The 18132-nt window shown below is 54.8% G+C and carries 15 protein-coding genes; 2 read left to right on the top strand and 13 right to left on the bottom strand.

Features of this window, described 5'->3' with window-relative positions; genetic code table 11:
• Window positions 1–11: 11 nt before the first annotated feature.
• The 8 genes from LOY53_RS17180 to LOY53_RS17145 form a co-directional block, all read right to left on the bottom strand.
• Complete coding sequence (locus tag LOY53_RS17180; protein ID WP_258703047.1) at window positions 12–1952, bottom strand: sigma-54-dependent Fis family transcriptional regulator; 1941 nt, start codon at window positions 1950–1952, stop codon at window positions 12–14.
• Between the two features lie 181 nt (window positions 1953–2133).
• Entirely contained in the window at window positions 2134–3387 is a 1254-nt protein-coding gene (locus LOY53_RS17175; protein WP_258703046.1) for an FAD-binding oxidoreductase, read from the bottom strand.
• A 13-nt stretch (window positions 3388–3400) separates the two neighbouring features.
• Window positions 3401–3904, bottom strand: coding sequence for a flavin reductase family protein (locus LOY53_RS17170; RefSeq protein ID WP_258703045.1), 504 nt, complete (start codon window positions 3902–3904; stop codon window positions 3401–3403).
• A 70-nt stretch (window positions 3905–3974) separates the two neighbouring features.
• The gene (locus tag LOY53_RS17165; protein ID WP_408981379.1) at window positions 3975–5408 is read right to left on the bottom strand and encodes an NAD-dependent succinate-semialdehyde dehydrogenase; all 1434 of its coding nucleotides are present in this window, start codon (window positions 5406–5408) and stop codon (window positions 3975–3977) included.
• 344 nt (window positions 5409–5752) lie between these two features.
• Complete coding sequence (locus LOY53_RS17160; protein WP_258703043.1) at window positions 5753–7333, bottom strand: GMC family oxidoreductase; 1581 nt, start codon at window positions 7331–7333, stop codon at window positions 5753–5755.
• A gap of 121 nt (window positions 7334–7454) precedes the next feature.
• Window positions 7455–8555, bottom strand: coding sequence for an LLM class flavin-dependent oxidoreductase (locus tag LOY53_RS17155; RefSeq protein ID WP_258703042.1), 1101 nt, complete (start codon window positions 8553–8555; stop codon window positions 7455–7457).
• 211 nt (window positions 8556–8766) lie between these two features.
• The gene (locus tag LOY53_RS17150; RefSeq protein WP_258703041.1) at window positions 8767–9705 is read right to left on the bottom strand and encodes a D-2-hydroxyacid dehydrogenase; all 939 of its coding nucleotides are present in this window, start codon (window positions 9703–9705) and stop codon (window positions 8767–8769) included.
• A 16-nt stretch (window positions 9706–9721) separates the two neighbouring features.
• Window positions 9722–11386: an FAD-dependent oxidoreductase gene (locus LOY53_RS17145; RefSeq protein WP_309475933.1), complete on the bottom strand. Its 1665-nt coding sequence runs from the start codon at window positions 11384–11386 to the stop codon at window positions 9722–9724.
• Between the two features lie 272 nt (window positions 11387–11658).
• Here LOY53_RS17145 and LOY53_RS17140 point away from each other — a divergent pair, with 272 nt between their 5' ends.
• The gene (locus LOY53_RS17140; RefSeq protein ID WP_258703040.1) at window positions 11659–12663 is read left to right on the top strand and encodes an SGNH/GDSL hydrolase family protein; all 1005 of its coding nucleotides are present in this window, start codon (window positions 11659–11661) and stop codon (window positions 12661–12663) included.
• 96 nt (window positions 12664–12759) lie between these two features.
• On the opposite strand, the gene LOY53_RS17135 is transcribed toward LOY53_RS17140, so the two are convergent.
• From LOY53_RS17135 to LOY53_RS17120, 4 genes are all read right to left on the bottom strand, one after another.
• Window positions 12760–13767: a zinc-binding alcohol dehydrogenase family protein gene (locus LOY53_RS17135; protein ID WP_258703039.1), complete on the bottom strand. Its 1008-nt coding sequence runs from the start codon at window positions 13765–13767 to the stop codon at window positions 12760–12762.
• 147 nt (window positions 13768–13914) lie between these two features.
• A complete protein-coding gene (locus tag LOY53_RS17130; protein ID WP_258703038.1) occupies window positions 13915–14433 on the bottom strand; it encodes a carboxymuconolactone decarboxylase family protein in 519 nt (172 codons plus the stop codon).
• Window positions 14434–14459: 26 nt separating this feature from the next.
• On the bottom strand, window positions 14460–15224 hold the full coding sequence (locus tag LOY53_RS17125; RefSeq protein ID WP_258703037.1) for an SDR family oxidoreductase: 765 nt from the start codon (window positions 15222–15224) through the stop codon (window positions 14460–14462).
• A gap of 21 nt (window positions 15225–15245) precedes the next feature.
• The gene (locus tag LOY53_RS17120; protein WP_258703036.1) at window positions 15246–16043 is read right to left on the bottom strand and encodes an SDR family oxidoreductase; all 798 of its coding nucleotides are present in this window, start codon (window positions 16041–16043) and stop codon (window positions 15246–15248) included.
• A gap of 107 nt (window positions 16044–16150) precedes the next feature.
• Here LOY53_RS17120 and LOY53_RS17115 point away from each other — a divergent pair, with 107 nt between their 5' ends.
• Entirely contained in the window at window positions 16151–17101 is a 951-nt protein-coding gene (locus LOY53_RS17115) for a GlxA family transcriptional regulator (RefSeq protein ID WP_258703035.1), read from the top strand.
• Window positions 17102–17149: 48 nt separating this feature from the next.
• Here LOY53_RS17115 and LOY53_RS17110 read toward each other — a convergent pair whose 3' ends face one another.
• Entirely contained in the window at window positions 17150–18076 is a 927-nt protein-coding gene (locus LOY53_RS17110) for a bestrophin family protein (RefSeq protein ID WP_258703034.1), read from the bottom strand.
• Window positions 18077–18132 lie beyond the last annotated feature (56 nt).

Raw genomic sequence — 18132 nt, 5'->3', positions numbered from 1 at the left:
ATCTGTATCCTTTAATCCAAATGGTGACCTTTAAGTATCGCCTTAAGATCAATGCCGTGTTTTTTAACTTTTCGGTACAGAGTCGCCTTGTTTAACGATAGAGCGCTTGCTGCTAGCTCAATGTTGGAGTCGTACCGAATTAGTATATCGATGAGAGCAAGTTTTTCTGCCTCGGCCAGTGCACACCCACTGCGCTCTTCTGTTCCAGCAGCAGGTGGTGGCAATGTAGCTTGAAGTTTTCGGCCGGTCGGAAGTAGCAGATCCTCCACTCGGATCACGCCTGCATCTGCAATGTGGACGGCTCTTTGTAATACATTCCGAAGCTCACGGATGTTTCCTGGCCACGAGTGACCCATCAATGCGAGCTTTGCTTGCTCCGATAGCGCCACCTTGTCGGAGCACTTGTGCAGGATTGATTCGATGAGGTGCTCCAGATCGGCTCGCTCACGCAACGCCGGCAACTCGACGACCAGACCTGCAAGCCGGTAGTACAAATCGGAGCGAAACTCTCCACGTTCGATTTTTTCGTGAACGTTGCGGTTGGTGGCCGCGATGATTTGTAGGTCGACCCTGATAGCTTTGCCAGCACCTAAAGGTGAGACTTCGCCGGACTCGAGTACCCGTAGTAAGCGGGTCTGAAGCGCCAGCGGCATGTCCCCAATTTCGTCAAGGAACAGCGTGCCTCCGTTGGCCTCTAACAGCCGCCCCTTATTGCCTTCACGATTCGCCCCCGTGAAGGCCCCTTTGCCATATCCGAAAAGCTCACTGTCGATCAGGGACTCAGGTACCGCAGCGCAGTTAAAAGCCACATAGGGCTTATCGCGCCGATCACTATTGGCGTGAATGGCTTTAGCCAAGGTGTCCTTACCTACTCCCGTCTCACCTAGCAGCAAGTATGGGAGACCTTTGTCCGTGAGCTTTCGAACCAACCCTACCTGCTTGGCAATTTTCGCATCACGACCGGCGATACTGTCTAGGTCGACGCTGGCAGCGTAAGACGGCGTCAGCGCATCATGGGTCTTGGTATTCTTGCTTGGTTGAATGAACGAGGTAAGAAGCCTGTCAGGTTGCTGTACCTTGGCGGTCATCAAGGTGCCGTCGCGCAGCAGCCTAAGTTGCACGCGCCCAGCCGAGGCACTGGCGATTCCAGATGAGCTGTCTTTCTCAAAGACGTCCCAGAACGACAGCTGAGACTCTCTAGGATCTAAGCCAAAATGCGCTTGAGCTGAATGGTTGGCGCCTACGATGTAGCCCTGATCGTTGATGGCCAGGTGTAAAGCCCTACCTTCACCGCTACGGATGCTAAACACATACTCATTGCAAAAATCTTCAAAAAAGAAACGCTTTTCCAGACGTGCAGCACTCTGTTGAGTAACGTGGTAAATGACGCGATGCGTTTCTTCGAGAATGCGGGGATTGCGAGTGGTCAGGTTGATCACCCCCAGCACGTTTCCGTACGCGTCTCGGAATGGCGCCGCGACGCAAGCCTGGTGGGCGAATTCTTCAAAGAAATGATCCTCCCTAAATACGGCGACTGGCCGCTGCTCAATCAGGCAGGTGCCCACGCCATTGGTGCCACCAAAGTTCTCGAGCCACACAGAGCCCATTCTTTCGTTGTCACACCGGAACTCGGGAATGGCTGCAACCTCGCCTAGTAGAATCCCATCATTATCAGCTAGTGCTGCACCGTACCCGGCGTTCGATGCGATCTGCATAACCGCTTCGAGCTCTTCCATGGCGTACACCAGGGTTCGCTCTCCAAGTTTTTCTCGGGCGATGCGCCATTGGGTCTGCTGTAAGACGGGGATCTCCATGGCCTGCTCAGGGTTTAGACCAAATTCCTCAATGCACCGTTTCCATGACTTGAGATACGGTCGCCACGAGGTTGCGTCACGCTGCACGCCTTCATCGGCAACACTGACGAGAATCCGGGAACTGTGCTCACTGGGCATTGCGTCTCCTCCAGGCCATGCATACTTACAGGTAGGCCTCCGTGCATTCTCACAATCTCAATCGAAAAGCAATTTATGCACCGGTTTTTACCAGCATCCAGCTACGTTCGGCAGGAGGTAGGGCCTGGGCAGGATAAAATCCATTCGAGGATTTCACGCCGCCGGCAGATCCTGCCTCTGACTACCCTAAGCGCTCGAATGACAGAGGGGCTAAATCTGGGACTGCTTTTTTCTGCTTTATCGAAGCACAGAGCAGCTTGCCCGTATTTACTGCTCCAGTGAGACCTAAATGTCCGTGACCTGTGGCGTACCACAAGCCGGGCAAGCCCGGTGGCGTACCTATCAATGGTATCGAGTCAGGGCTACAAGGCCTATTGCCCATCCAGCGCGTGGAATGTGCCACATTGACCCCTTTCAATGCGTCAGCTAGGTGATTGGCCAAATGTGCTGCGCGCTGATCATTTGGGGCCTTGTCCGGATCCTGAAACTCAACGGTGCCCGCGATTCGTACGCTGTCTCCCATTGGGCAGACGAACGCCTTACGGTCTGCAAGAGCGATGATACGATTGACCTTAACGTTGGGGCTCCAGGAATGCACGTGATAACCACGCTGGCTGATCAGTGGGAGCTTCACTCCCAGTGGTTGCAGAAGTCTACGTGAGGCAACCCCAGCAGCGATGATTACGTCTTCGGCATAAACTACTGTTCCAGCCCCAACATCTACCTTCCACGAGCCATCAACTTTTTGAAGTTGCTTGACCTCTGCCTGGAGGTAGTGAGTGCCAGAAGTCAGCAACGCTTTGAATATTCTCTGGCAATACTCATACGGATCAGCCAGCCAGCTCTGCTGGGGTAGAAACATGGCAGCCTGGTAGCGATCACTGAGCGCTGGTTCCAGTTCTTGCATTTCACCTCGACCCAGCGCTTCGCATACGAGCCCGCGCTCCATTCGCAGTCGCCAGGTGAGGGCGTCGGACTCCAGGCTTCGACGTGATGTGTAAACGTGAAGCTGTCCTCCGGAGCGCAGTAGATCCAGCGCGCTGATCTCCTTCATCAGCTGCGTGTGATTGTCCAGTGAACCTGCCAGGAATTTTGATAAAACGTCGGCAGTACGCGTGACGTTCGGCTCATTGGCTGAGCGGAGGAATGAGAGTAACCACGGTGCTGCCTTGTGCATGTAGCTCAGCGGTACCGACAAGGGGCTCTGGGAATTCAAGAGCATGCCGGGTGCCTGTCGCAAAACCCCAGGCATTCCAATTGGAGTCACAGAATTCTCCGAGAGCGCACCTGAATTCCCGAAAGAGCAGCCAGTTCCAGGAAGAGAGGGATCAACTAGGAGTACCTGTTTGCCTTCTTTACGCAAAAAGTAAGCGCAGCACAGGCCCACAATGCCCGCCCCGACAACTACAACGGGACGATCAGTAAAACTCATCATTGCCGTGCTCCGATCAAGCCGTACGAGCCAATTCAGCCATTGGTACAGCGCAGTGCAAGCCTTTGCCCTTCCAAAGCAGACAACCTTCGCTGTCCGCGTCCCGAAGCCGAATCTCCTTGATTACACCGATCATGATGCTGTGGCTAAAGCCATCCAAGGCTTCTTTTAGCTCGCAGTGGATCGCCGCTACAGCACCTTCAAGCATTGGGACGCCGGTGTCGAAAGACCAATCATGGCTGGCAAAGCGATCTGTTCCTTTCAGGCGCGTGAAGGCTTCTACGACCTCACACTGGCTGGGATGCAGGAGATTCACAGCAAACGCCCTGTTGCGCAGAATGACGTCATGGGCGGAAGCTGACCGGTTCACGCATACCAGTACTGATGGAGGCTCAGCAGAAAGGCTGCAAACAGCTGTCGCGATTAGTCCGACGGGTTGGCCATTTTCCTGGGTGGTAATGGCATTTACAGCACCAGCGAACTGGCCCATTGCTTTACGGAAGTCGTCTACTAGGCACATGGCAAACCCCTTTATCTTTGTTTTGGGGCTGCCCGCCGGTGCGGGCAGCATGTATTGCGATATTGAGCGGTTAGGCTGGATCCATCTGGGTGACAAACTTGCTGTTCAGGTAGGCTTCGATTGCCTCAAGGCCACCTTCTGAACCGATACCAGAGTCCTTGATTCCACCATAGGGAGTCTCTGGAATGGCCAAGCCAAAGTGGTTTGTGCTGATCATTCCGGATTCAACGCTACGGGATATTTTGTTGGCAGCTCGCAGATCTGCAGTCCACGCGTAGGCTGCTAAGCCAAACGGCAGGCGATTGGCTTCATCAATCGCTTCGTCCAAGGAGTCGAATGGCACCATTAGGGCTAGCGGGCCGAATGGCTCCTCGTTCATCACTCGCATGTCAGGTGTAACGCCGCTGAGGATAGTGGGTTCGAGGAAGAACCCTTTGGTACCAACTCGGCGTCCGCCATGTTCGAGAGTGGCGCCTTTCGAAACGGCGTCCTCAATCAGCGATTGCAAGGTGGCCAGTCGACGCTCACTGTTGAGCGGGCCCAGGGTGGTCGCAGGATCACGCCCGTCACCGATGATCAAGTTTTCGCAACGCGCTTTGTACAGCTGGATGAATTTGCTGTAGACGGATCGTTCGATCAAAAAGCGGGTAGGGGCTACGCACGCCTGGCCGGCATGTCGGAACTTCGTAGTCAGCAGCACATCGGCTGCCAGTTCCAGGTTCGCGTCTGCACAGATAATCACGGGCGCATGACCCCCCAGCTCCATGGTCGCCCGCTTCATATGCGCACCGGCCACGGAGGCGAGGTGCTTGCCGACGGGTACCGAGCCGGTGAAGCTGACCTTGCGAATGGTAGGGTGCGGAACCAGGTAGCCGGAAATCTCCGCTGGAGTACCGAAGAGCAGCCCGACAACACCTGCCGGTACGCCTGCATCATGTAGGCAACGGAAAAATTCAACTGGTGCTGCTGGCGCTTCTTCAGGGCCTTTGATGATAATGGAGCAACCCGCAGCAAGCGCTGGGCCTACTTTCCTAACAATCTGCGCTACAGGGAAGTTCCAAGGTGTAAAACCTACAGCGGGGCCGATCGGTTCTTTAATAACTTGCTGGCTCACTGCACTGGAGCGTGGAGATATCACCCGACCATAGGCTCTGCGTGCCTCCTCTGAAAACCAGTCCAGGACGTCGGCTGCTGAAGCTAGCTCCAGTCGAGCCTCTGCGAGTGGTTTGCCTGCCTGCGCTACGAGCAAGGTCGCGATTTCCTCGCTACGCTGGCGGAGCAAGGTTGCTGCACCCCGCATGATTTTGCTGCGCTCGAAGACGGAGGTTTCTTTCCAAACTTTGAAGCCCCGCTCAGCTGCGGCCAATGCTCGATCCATGTCATAGCGGCTAGCATGAGCGACTCTGCCCTCGACCTCTCCGTTTGCCGGATTGATCACATCCAGATAGCGCTCTTCAGAGCCTGGGATCCAATGGCCATCAATGAACAAGTGAGATTGAAGCATCATCATCCTCTCTAGAACTTTGCCGTCATGCATTGATTGCAAGTTCACTGCTGTTGTTTTAGTCGTGAAAGAAGGTGCAGCCTAATATTCAAGTTAGCAAGTGCCGTGCCAGTGCAGTTAATGCGCTCTGGGCGGGAGATATGCTAGGTTTTTGCGAAAGTTTTCGCATGCGTGCGATAGGTTTTCGCGTTGATGCGAAAAAAAGATGGGTATTTAATCTCGGCTATAGATCGCTAGCTGTGTGGGGGCTGAATTGTTCCGCTTTATTGAGAGACTTTTTGCATTGAAGCGAATTCAGAACGAAAAAGGGGATTTTCAATCCCCTTTTTCAACTGACAAAAAGATCATTTGCCTCGAATGAACGCCGCCAGTCTTTCCCCAATCATGACTGAAGGCGCCGTGGTATTGCCGGACACCAGCCTTGGCATGATCGAGGTATCAGCTACCCGAAGGCCTTCAACGCCCCGCACTCGCAGCTCAGAGTCGACAACGGCTAGTGCGTCGTTGCCCATCTTGCAGGTGCCGCTAGGGTGCAGCGCACCCTGGGCGGTTGTGCGGACAAAGTGCCGACGTGCCTCCTGGTTTACGAATGCAGCACGTGGCCGATGGATACGATTGATGTAACGTGAGATGGAGGGCTTTTGCATGATTTCCTCCGCAAGACGTACGCCTTCGGCGAGGCAATCAAGGTCGTAAGGGTCGGCGAGATAGTTGGGATCAATAGCGGGGTGATCCTCATGACTGGCCGATTTCAGGCGAACAGTGCCGGAAGAGCGGGGGCGTGTCTGACAAATATTTATTGTACAGCCGTTACCGCTGGGAGCTCCGTCAGTGCCTTGCTCTACGCCTGCGCCAGGTAGGAAGTGGTACTGCAGGTTTGGCTCTGGATCGTTCGGATCACCGTGCCAAAAAAGGGCCCCTTCGCATAGATTGGAGGCTGCTGGGCCGCCCCTGAACATCGCATATTGCAGACCGGCTTGAGCCTGCCAGTGGAGTTGCTTGTACTTATCGTAGCTGTGTTGACCATTCAGGTCATAGATGAGAAAGACATCCATGTGGTCTTGTAGGTTTTTCCCTACTCCCGGGAGGTCATGAACCACGGGTACACCTACAGCTTTGAGCTCTTCAGATGCGCCTATACCTGACAGCATCAAGAGGTGGGGTGATCCAATTGCCCCCGCGCTCAGAATAATCTCTCTGCGGGCAGATACAGATTTGAGCTCCCCGTCTTCGAGATACTCAACCCCTACCGCACGCTTGCCCTCCATAATTATTCGAGTGACTTTTCGATCGGTTAACACCTGCAGGTTCTTACGCTTGCGGGCGGGCGTTAGGTACGCGGCGGCCGCACTGCAGCGTCGGCCATCTTTCATAGCCACTTGATAGAGGCCGGCGCCGGCTTGATGTCCAGAGTTGAAGTCGGGGTTGTAGGGGATGCCTTGCTCCTGGCAAGCCTGAACCCATGCTTTGGCAAGGTAATGCGTAGTGCGCTGGGACGATGTGTGGGCAAGGCCACCCGTGCCATGCGTCTCACCCGAAAATGTGTCGTTGTGTTCTGCTTTGCGAAAGTAAGGCAACACATCGTCATACGACCAGCCGCTGCAGCCTAGACGCTCCCATTCATCATAGTCCCGAGGAATGCCGCGAATTGAGACCATGGCGTTGACCGAGCTGCCACCACCAAGGACACGCCCCTGAATGATGTCGTGCACCATGCCTTGTTGGTGCGATTGCGGCTCAGTGCGGTAGTGGGTCAGAAACTGTCCCTTGCACGTTTTGTAGTATGTGGCGGGGATGTGTATGTATGGATTGCTGTCCTTAGGCCCCTGCTCAAACAGCAGGACGGATACCTCAGGATCCTCACTCAGACGCCCAGCCGCCACACAACCGGCGGGGCCTGCGCCCACTATGATGTAATCGATCATATTCAACCTCAAATGCACGCTTGAGGAAGCCTGCTGGGCCGTCGCCCAACAGGCATACGCCAGCGGTCGCACCCTTTCAAAATGCGACGCTGGCTTGTCATTATTCGGCTTGCCCTTAGGCTCAGTCCTTGAACTTCGAGCAGTAGTCGTTGAGTTTGGGCATCACCTCAGTTGCCAGAAGCTCCATGGAACGTTTGTGAAGCTGTGGCACGTCCCATTCGGTATGGGTCATCAGCAAGGTGCCAAACGGCCCTCCCAAATAGTCGACAAAGGCCACCATCCGGTCAAGGACGGTTTTCGGGGAGCCGGACATGACCATCCAGTCCAGGCACTTCGCCACAGTGATTTCTGAGTCTGGCGTGTTCTCAGACGGTGCCAGGATGTGGCGCATTTTGAAGCTGTCCATGTCGTCGATGATGTAATCGTAGTATTGGTAGTAGCTCGAGCGTTGCTGCTCCAGGTACTCCTGCGCTTGAGAGTCGGACTCACCAACGAACACCGATCTGGCGACACGCCATTGATTACGATCGGCCGGCCGGCCGGCTTTCTCGCAACCAATTACGTATTGTTCCCAGTGAGATTTTACGACTCGATCAGCAATGAAATTCGCGGATACAACGCTCCAGCCGCGTTCGCCAGCTTGGCGTGCCGTGGAGGAGGAGGGGCTCATCACCGAAATCCCAACCGGTGGGTGCGGCTGCTGCAAAGGTTTCAGAATGGGGCCAAAGCCAAGCCGTTTGTTCACGGTTTGCTCAACCTTTACATCCCAATATTTGCCGGTGATGTTGTATGGAGGGTCGCTCGCCCAGATTTTGTGAATGATCTCCAGCGAGTCCACAGTCATCTCAGCACGATTTTTATCGCGCAGACCAAACAGCTCCATGTCGGACACCAGCCCGCCAGGGCCTACACCCATGATGAATCGACCATTCGACAGGTAGTCAAACTGGGCCACGTCACCCGCAATCGTTGCAGGGTGATGTTGAGGTAGATTCAATACGCCAGTCGCGAATTTAATTTGCTTGGTCTGGTGAATGAGGGTGGCCATAAACTGCAACGGATTGGGAATAGGCTCAATGTTGGACGTGTAGTGTTCGCCAACCCAAGCCTCAGAAAAGCCCAATTGATCGGCCAAAATGATCGCTTCGCGATCCTGGGCCAGCATGTCTGCAATAGGAGTTTCTGGACTATGCAGGGGCATCATGAACATTCCGAGTTTCATACTCACTCCTCAAATGGACTCACTAGGGATTTGTTTTTTTACTAGCTGTCCGTATCTAGCAACCCTTATGCCAAAAACAAACTCCTATAGAATATGGAGTTTTGGTCGGGGTTTTTCGCGTATTTGCGAAATTAGTGACACGGTTGTTATTTAATTGTGCGTAAATGCGACTGCTGTTGGATGGTTCGGTTCGGTTGCAGGGGGCGCAGATTCAAGAGACGACATTTCGCGCTTGGCCATTTGCATAATCGCGAATATTGCAGGTGATTACAGTGCACAAATTTTGAATGCTGCTTGTACTTGCCCACGCTACGTGCGGAGTGATGAGTAAATTGGGATGTTGAATCTTCAGCAAAGGATGATCTGCGCGAGGAGGTTCTCCATCCAGTACATCAAGCGCTGCACCGCCTAATGTTCCGCAGCTAAGAGCTTCGAATAGAGCCTGTTCGTCTATCAGGGCACCGCGCGCTGTGTTGATCAGCAGAGCGCCACGCTTCATTCTCCGGAGCTGGGATGGCCCTATCAACTTCGCTGTTTGTGGGGTCAGTGGGCAGTGCAGCGAAACTACGTCGGCATGCGCAAGCACCTCATCAAAGGCGACATATCCCTCCCTGACTTCACGGGCATGAGCATGTTCTGCGTAGATCACAGTCATCCCGAGAGCCTGGGCAAGGCGCGCTGTTGCGGTGCCAATGGCACCTCGTCCTACGATGCCCATCACAGAGCCCTCAACATCCTTAATAGGTTGCTTGTGGACGCAGAAGTGGCTGGAGGCTGGCCATTCACGGGCCGCAACAAGGTATGACGTGAGGTGGCGTCGGAGCGCAAACATCGACCCAATCACAGCTTCAGATACGCTGCGAGTCGAGTAAGCCGGGACATTGCACACTACAACACCTCGATCGCGACAGGCTGCAATGTCGATGCAGTCGTAGCCGGTTGCAGCGACGCATATCAGTTTGAGATCAGGGAGTTGCTCCAGATGCTCGCGACGTATGGCGACCTTGTTGGTTATCGCAACATCCGCTCCTGCAAGCGCACTCACGACTTCGCTCGCCATAGTGCTGGGCCGTTCAAGCCATGAAGTGGCTTCTTCTGGTCGCGGGAAAGGAGTGGGCAAGCTGTCGCTGTCCAAGAATACGACTTTCATGTTGTTCACCGTATATTTAGTGGCTAATTGCTGCTTCAGAGCATTTATTTGAGACTTTTAAAACGTGCGCTGCCCTTTCACCGATCATGATGCAGGCTGCATTTGTATTGCCGGAGGGGAGGGTAGGCATTACTGATGCATCGGCCACCCGAAGGCCCTCCACGCCGTATACACGAAGTTGTGGATCGACTACGGCCTTATCGTCGGTGCCCATCCGGCATGTGCCTACGGGGTGTAACGCTCCTTGGGCGTAACGCCTCACATAGCTGGCGATTTCTGCATCGTTGGCGAAAGGCTTGCTTGGCTGATGCAGCGAGCTGATGTGCTGAGAGATGCTGGGCTGCGCCATGATCTCCAAGCCAACCCTCATGCCTTCAATCATTCGCAGCATGTCCTGTTCGTGCGACAGGAAGTTGGGTGTGATGACCGATTTACCCGATGGGTTATGTACATTCAGGCGTAGTGAACCGCGAGAGTCAGGCTGAGTGAGGCATACGTTCAGCGTACAGCCATCGGCACCGTGTAACGGGGTAACCCCAGACTCAACGCCAGTACCAGGTAAGAAGCAGTACTGTATGGTCGGTCGGGTGTCATCCTTGCGCGCCCACCAAAAAGCCCCGCCTTCAATGATGTTCGATGCTGCTGGGCCATTTCGGAAGAGGGCATACTCTGTGCCTGCTGCAAGCTTCATGGGGAGGGACTTGTAGCGATCGTAGCTGCGAGTCGCGCCGAGCTTGTAGATAAGGTATACGTCCATGTGATCCTGCAGATTCTCTCCCACGCCAGGAGCATCAGAGACCACTTCAACGCCTGCCTGGCGCAGGTGATCAGCAGGGCCTATGCCTGACAACATGAGAAGTCGCGGAGTATTGAAGGCGCCGGCACTCAGTACTATTTCGTGTCGAGCTCGTAGAACCTCCTGGCGCCCGTCACGGGTGACAGCTACACCAGCAGCTTTCTTTCCCCCAAAAATAACTTTCTCAACGCGGCAGTTCGTCAAAACTGTCAGGCCGTGCTGTTTCACAGCGGGGTGAATATAGGCACGAGCTACGCTGCTGCGGCGTCCATTATGGGTGGCTGTTTGATAGAAGCCGCATCCGAGCTGCTCCCCAGAATTAAAGTCAGGGTTGAAAGGCATCCCGGCTTCTTGACATGCCTGAACCCAGGCCCGGCTCAGCGGGTGTAAAACCCGGGGATTGGAAACCTTTAGTGGCCCGTTCCCCTGATGAACGGCACTGCGATAGGTGTCATTGCCTTCAGCGCGAAGAAAAAAGGGCAGCACATTCTGGAAGCTCCAGCCCACAGCACCTTGGGCTTCCCAGTGATCATAGTCCTGCGGCACACCGCGTACGTGAACCATGCCGTTAACCGAGCTTCCACCACCCAGCACTTGACCTTGCACTGTTGTGGTGGCCGCAGAGCTTGACTCATCCGATCGGTTGTAATCCAAGTGCCGAAGAAGCCCCCCAGTGGCGGTTTTGTAAAGCATGCCTGGGATGTGAACCCACGGATACCAGTCGCTCGGCCCTTCCTCAAGCAGTGCTACTGAAACATTGGGGTTTTCCGCAAGACGCGCGGCAACTACTCCGCCTGTAGATCCACCCCCGACCACGATAAAGTCAAATTCACGCATTTTTAGGCTGCCCAAAAACTTGTTGTTATTGACTGAGAGATAAAGCAAGTCATGTGCCAGTTGTAAGGCTTTGACAAACTGCCGAGAAATCTGGGTGTTGCTGAGTTTTATCTAATTTCGAGTGGCAGGTTTGCGAAATATTATGCGTATTTGCGATTTTTCTGTCTTGGTGCGAGAAGGGTTTGATAATTGCGCCTATGGGTTTGCGCCAATGGAGATGATGGTCTAGGAAGTAATATCAGGTATTCAGCGTTGTGGTGGTTTGGCTTGATGCTTGCGAGTTGGCTTTTTAATATGTTCAAGGATTTGGAGGTGCTAAGATGAAATCGGTTAAGTCGGTGTTTTTCATGTTGCTGTTTTTATTGGGCGGTATGGCGCAAGCTGAGGTATCAAAAAAACCGCTTCCTCCAATAAAAAGGGTGATTTCATTTGGAGATAGTTTGACGGATGCAGGAACTTACGGGTTTCGATTTACGACTAATCCTGGTTTTACTTGGGCGCAGCATGTGGCTCTTCACTTCGGGCAGGAGCCACTTCCGAATCAGCATGTGATTTCATACAGTCAAGTTTACAAAGGGCTGCCCGGATTGGATGGGCCAGGTGGATATAACTATGCTCAGGGTGGGGCCAGAGCCAATAGTGCGTACTCTCAGGTGTCACAGAATCCAGAAGGGGTTCCGATTTCTACGAAGGTTCAAGTTCAGAGATTCATTAAGCAGCACCATAGATTTGAGTCGGAAGATTTGGTGACGTTATTCGTCGGCACTAATGATGTGGCTTATAACTATGATTTGTCCAATGATGCTGTGTTGGCTAAGCAGCTCAGGGATAATGTTCTTCCAAGTGAAGAGGTGATGAAGGCGGAAAGAAGTCGTGTAATTACAGCGGCAAAGGACACTGCACATGTTGCACGGGATATCCTAGACAACGGTGCGGAGCGCTTGATGATTCTGAAACTGGTCGACATGGGGGGCATGCCTTGGTTTAGATCACAAGCAAGCCAAACCTTTATGTCTGATCTGAGTGCTCTATTCAATAAAGAGTTGGTGGGTTCTCTTCCGAAGGATTCTCGAATATTGATCGTTGATACGCCTGATTTTATTGGCCGTTTGGTGAAGGATGCCGGCGTGTTAGGGTTTAAATATGGCCTGCATGAAGATGCTTGCAAGGAGCTTGATCAGGATTATTGTTATCCTGATTCTTTGAAGAGTCCTGATGCAGATAAGACATATATTTATGCGGCAGGAGAGCATATGGCAACTAAGACTAATGAATTGCTGGCTGAATATGTTTTGGAGAAGCTGTCACTGAGCGATCTGAAATAGATCCGCAATACGGCAAGATCGTTAGGGACGAACTGGATAGCTGGATCTAATGACTCGAGCCTGCACCTGAGCGTAGGCTCGAATTTGTAGCAGTAATCAGAAACCTTCCAGAACAATCTTGCCCTGAGCTTTACCGCTTTCGATGACCGCGTGAGCGCGTTTGAGGTTCTCAGCACTGATCGCACCGAAATGGTCACCCATGGTGGTCTTGAGAACACCGTCATCAACCAGCTGCGAAACACGCTCAAGCAGCTGGTGCTGTTTGATCATGTCTTCGGTCTTGTACAGCGAACGCGTGAACATGAGCTCCCAGTGCAGCGACAGTGATTTGCGTTTGAGCGGCATGACATCCAGCTGCGCGGGATCATCGATCAGCGCAAGCTTGCCCTGAGGGCGCAGCACCTCTACCAACTGGGCCAAGTAGGTATCGGTGTGCGTCAGGCTGATCACATAATCAACCGGATTAAGCTTGAGCGCTTCCAACTGAAGTGGGATCGATTGCGAGTGGTCGATGACATGATGCGCCCCCAGTTGCTTGACCCACCCCTGCGTTTCAGGCCTTGACGCAGTGCCGATGACCGTAAGTTGGGTAAGCTTGCTGGCGAGCTGAACCAAGATTGAACCTACTCCACCGGCAGCGCCTATGACCAAAAGACGCTGACCTTTACCGCCGTTCTGTTCGACGGCCAGACGATCAAACAGCAGCTCCCAAGCGGTTATGGAGGTAAGGGGCAGGGCGGCGGTGCTGGCGTTATCCAGGCTGCGAGGCTTGTGGCCCACGATGCGCTCATCTACCACGTGAAGCTCGCTGTAGGTGCCAGGACGATCAATGGCACCGGCGTAGAACACCTCATCGCCTGGTTGAAATAATGTCACTTCACCGCCGACCTCGCGGACAACGCCGACTGCGTCCCAGCCGAGAACCTTTGGCTGCTCACCACCACGGCTTGCCCGGATCTTCGTATCAACTGGATTGACTGCGATAGCCTTGACCTCAACAAGCAGATCGCGGGCGCCAGGTTTCGGCGTGGGTAGCTCCGCATCGTACAGCGATTTTGGGTCTTGTATCGGCAAACCGGGTTGGGTGTAAACGACTGCCTTCATTTGGCTCAACCTCACACTTGATGTGGGCTCAGGCTATTCGTTTCGATTCACTGAACAAACAGTCCGAGTGGAGTAAGACTTTCTTGCTGGCGATGAAAATAGGGTGTGAAGCGGCCTTATCCGAACCTGTTCGCTTCACACGCCACTTCATTTGCCACTGGGAGGGAAATCAATGTCTGTCTTGGCCACATTGTTGAGGTAGTTGGTCAAGGTCAGCAGGGAAACCTGGGCGATGACATCGACGATTTTAGCTTCGTCCAGGCCAGCCTCCCTTGCCGCTGCCAATTGGGCATCGCTCACTTGGCCCCGGCTCAACGTAACGGCCCTGGCCAGTGCAGCCACGCCATCGAGTGTGCCGGCGCGGGCTGCCAAGAGGTCATCCGCCTGGAGGCCTACCTTGTTACCAAAAAAGCTGTGTGCGGCAACACAGTAGTCACAGCCATTGACCTCAGATGCTGCCAGTGCCGCAATCTCGCGTTCGGCGGGTGTCAGGCTGTTCTTGTTCAGCGCTTGCGACAGAGCCAGATAGCCGCTCAGCGCTGCTGGCGAATGGGCGAGGGTGGCAAACGCGTTCGGGATGAAGCCCAGGCCTTTCTCTACGCCTTGCAGGGCGGTGCGGGCAGCGGCAGGGGCCTGGTCGAGCGACAGAGCGGTGATGCGAGTCATGAGTCAGTTCCTTGAAAGATTGGGGTTCAGGCAACGGGGATCGGATTTTCAACCAGCGACTGGTTGAACTGGTGAATCAGGTCGTGCTCGTTCGCCCCTTGGTTGGCGCGCAGCGGGATGACCCGATCCACCAATACTTCCGTGGTAGCGAATTCAAGCTTGGCCAGGGTCTCATGGATGAAGTCACCTAATGGCATGGCCCGCAGGTCACCGCTCTTGTGAATCAGGTCGGTGTCGACCCATGGCGGTGCGATTTCCAATACCTTGACGCTGGTGTCACGCAGGCTGAATCGTTGCGATAGCGAGTAGGAGTGGATGGCCGCCTTGGTCGCCGAATACAGCGCGGTGGCCGCCAGAGGCAGATAGGCCAGCACCGAACTGTTGTTGATGATGTAGGCATCCGGTTGAAGCTTGAGGTGCTCGACGAAGGCAGCGCTGACACGTACCGGGCCGAGCAGATTGGTTTGCAGCAGGCTCACCGCCTGTTCGTCGTCGTAGTTGCCTGAAGCCGGATTGTCGAACGGCATGACGCCCGCATTGTTGATGATCACGTTCAGTGCTGGATGGCGGCGGATCACCTCTTGGGCCACCTCCTTGATTTGCTGCGGATCATTGATATCCATGCGCACGGTATCGATGCCTGGGTTGGCTTGGGCGATTTCATCCAGCAGTGCCTGCCGGCGCCCTGCCACGATCACTTTGTTGCCACGTTGATGGAATGCCTCGGCCAGGGCACGGCCAATGCCTGAAGTACCGCCGGTAATGAAAATGGTGTTCGCGCTGAGTTTCATGATTCGTGTCCTTTTAAGAGATCAATTGGCGTTGTAACGCGGAGCGAGCTGATTGCTGGACAGCTGGCTGAACAACGCCTGCCGGCTGGTTTCGTAGCGTTCAAAAGACTGCAGGTCATGCATCGAGGGGATGGAGATCAGCACCTCGTCGTCGAAGTCCTGCAGGGCACCGTCCACCAGATCCTGGGCCGACATCACGATGCCTGGATCGAGGTTCTCGACCGGTAAGCCACCGATTTGCCAAAAGTCGGTTGCGGTGGCTCCTGGAAGAACCGCCTGAATTCTGATGCCCTTGTCCGCCAGCTCCTTGTGCAGGGACTGGGTAAAGGCAGTGACATAAGCCTTGCTGCCGCCGTACACGCCGTTGAGTAGCTCTGGCGCCAGGCTCACGATGGACGAGATGTTGATCACGGCGCCTTGTTTGCGCGCCACGAACCCCGGGATGGCTGCGTAGGTGAGGCGGGTGAGGGCGGTAACATTGAGGGTGATCATTTCGGCCATGCGCTCGACGTCACTGTCCAGGAGGCTGGTGTGGGTGCCGATCCCTGCGTTGTTTACCAACAAGCTGATGCTGGCGTCTTCACGCAACTTGCGTTCTACCTTGGCGAGGTCAGCCGGGTTGGCGAGATCTGCCGGAAAAACCTCCACGTTCTGGCGGGTTTCGGTCGTAAGCCTGCTTGCCAGGGTGTTGAGGCGATCCCGGTTCCGGGCGACCAGCACTAGGTCGTATCCCCGACGTGCCAAGCGTTCCGCGTAGATGGAACCGATGCCGGTGGAGGCGCCGGTGATGAGGGCAGTACCTTTGAATTGCTGCGTCATGGTCGTGCTCCGGTGTTTGAATGTGGAGCCATGATGCAGCGGGGGGCTTTCGTCTTAAACGACGCATATGGTACGTTTTCAGGACATTGAATAACGGAGCCTCCACCATGCACCGAGTGGGCTATCTGATTACCGAAGGTTTTCAGGTCATGTCGCTAGCGACGCAGGCCGTGTTCGAGTTCGCGAACATCGTTGCGGGCGAAGCGGTTTACAAGATCCAGAACTTTTCCATCGAGGGCGGCACGGTGCGCTCTTCGCTGGGGATGTACATGGACACGCTTCCTCTCGGCGCACCTGGTTTGGCCGACACCTGGATGATCACGGGGACATTGACTCCGCTGACGCCGCCGAGCGAGGAAGTGCTGGCCAGCGTGCGAGGCTTTGTCGACGGCGCTCGCCGCACCGCAGGTCTGTGTACCGGCTGTTTCATCCTGGCTCAGGCGGGCGTCCTGGATAATCGGCGAGCCACGACGCACTGGGCCTTCTCGAAAAAGCTGCGTGAGCTGCATCCGAAAATTGAAGTCGAGGAAGATCGGATCTTCATCGTCGATGGGCAGATCTGGACGTCCGCAGGAATGACCGCCGCCCTGGATATGGCGTTGGGCATGGTGGAAAAGGATCTGGGAACCGAGATGGCCAGGTCAGTCGCTCGAAAGCTGGTGATGAATCAGCGCCGCTCCGGTGGACAGTCCCAACATTCCGAGCTGCTGACGCTTTCTCCGAAGTCGGATCGCATACAGAGCGCGTTGGACTATGCCCGCAAAAACCTGAGTCGCCCACTGAGTGTTGAAGAGCTCGCCGAAGCCGTGCACCTGAGTCCCCGACAATTCACCCGCGTATTCACTGCCGAGACAGGGCAGTCACCGGCCAAGGCCGTGGAGAGTCTGCGTCTTGAGGCTGCCCGTTTGATGATCGAGCAGAGCCGGCACAGCCTCGACGTTGTGGCGAGGGAAGCGGGGTTCAGGGATCGTCGACACATGCGAGAGGTGTTCATTCGTGGATATGGCGTACCGCCACAAGCTGTACGGAGGGATGCGAGGCGGGTGGTATCTGCTTGATGATAGGGGCACTGTTGTGGCCCCCCTGCAACCCACCCAGCCAGTACCTCATGAAGCAGAGGAATGCCCTTCAATAGCGAGGCATGGCGTCAGTGACAAGCGGCCACGCTCCGGAGAGTTAAACATCGACTGAAGATTTTTCTCGATATTTCGGCAGAGCTCATCGGTACGAATGCTGTGCTGGCTATGCCCGAATGGTGCTTGTAGGTCTGTGCCGATCCGCTCCATGGCCAGCAGCATGCAACCTACCACCGTAGAGACGATCGGGGTGAACCAGCCCAAAGAGGGCACCAGGCTGAGCGGCATGATCACGCAAAACAGGGTGCTGAATATCCTAGGGAAATAGGTGTAAGGGTAGGGAAGTGGAGTATTGGCAATCCGCTCCATTCCGCCTTGCCAGTTCGAAATATCGACCAGCGTGGACTCGAGGCGGGCAAGGCGGATGCTGTCGAGGTGGCCTTCCTGAAACTCCTTGGCGATGATCTCTGCGGAGCCGCTAAGGATGTCGTTTGGCAAATTGCTTGCTGTGGTGAGCAACTGCAGGTCGTGGTTGGGGAGCAGCGGCGTCAATGCAGAGATGTCCCGTTCCCCTTGCAGATGCATTCGCAAGGCCTGGAGGTAAGCCAAGTGACGCTGAATGAGCCGAGCCTTGACCGGATTGGCGTGCTGGTCATCGTCGATCAGCGTCAGCACCTGGCGGCCATAGCTTCTAGAACTGTTGACCATCGAACCCCACAATGTTCGTGCTTCCCACCAGCGGTTGTAAGCACTGGAATTACGAAAACTGATCAGCACCACCAGCGCCGAGCACAGCAATGTCAGGGGCATCAACGGCAGCTCAAACCCGTATCCCGCCACGAGCATCGCATCCAGCGTGACGGCAACGTCCCACAGCAATAGCCAGAACAGGGCCCATCCTACATACGTGATTGTCCGAGCCAGACATTTCCATTTCTTCGCCAGTGCAGCTTCCATATCGCATCTCTCCTCATCAACCGGGCGCCGGGGCTCATTGCGTGATTGAGGAGACT

The organism is Pseudomonas sp. B21-031, from assembly GCF_024748985.1.
Classification (GTDB): Bacteria; Pseudomonadota; Gammaproteobacteria; order Pseudomonadales; family Pseudomonadaceae; genus Aquipseudomonas; species Aquipseudomonas kermanshahensis.
This window is presented reverse-complemented; position numbering and strand designations above follow the sequence as displayed.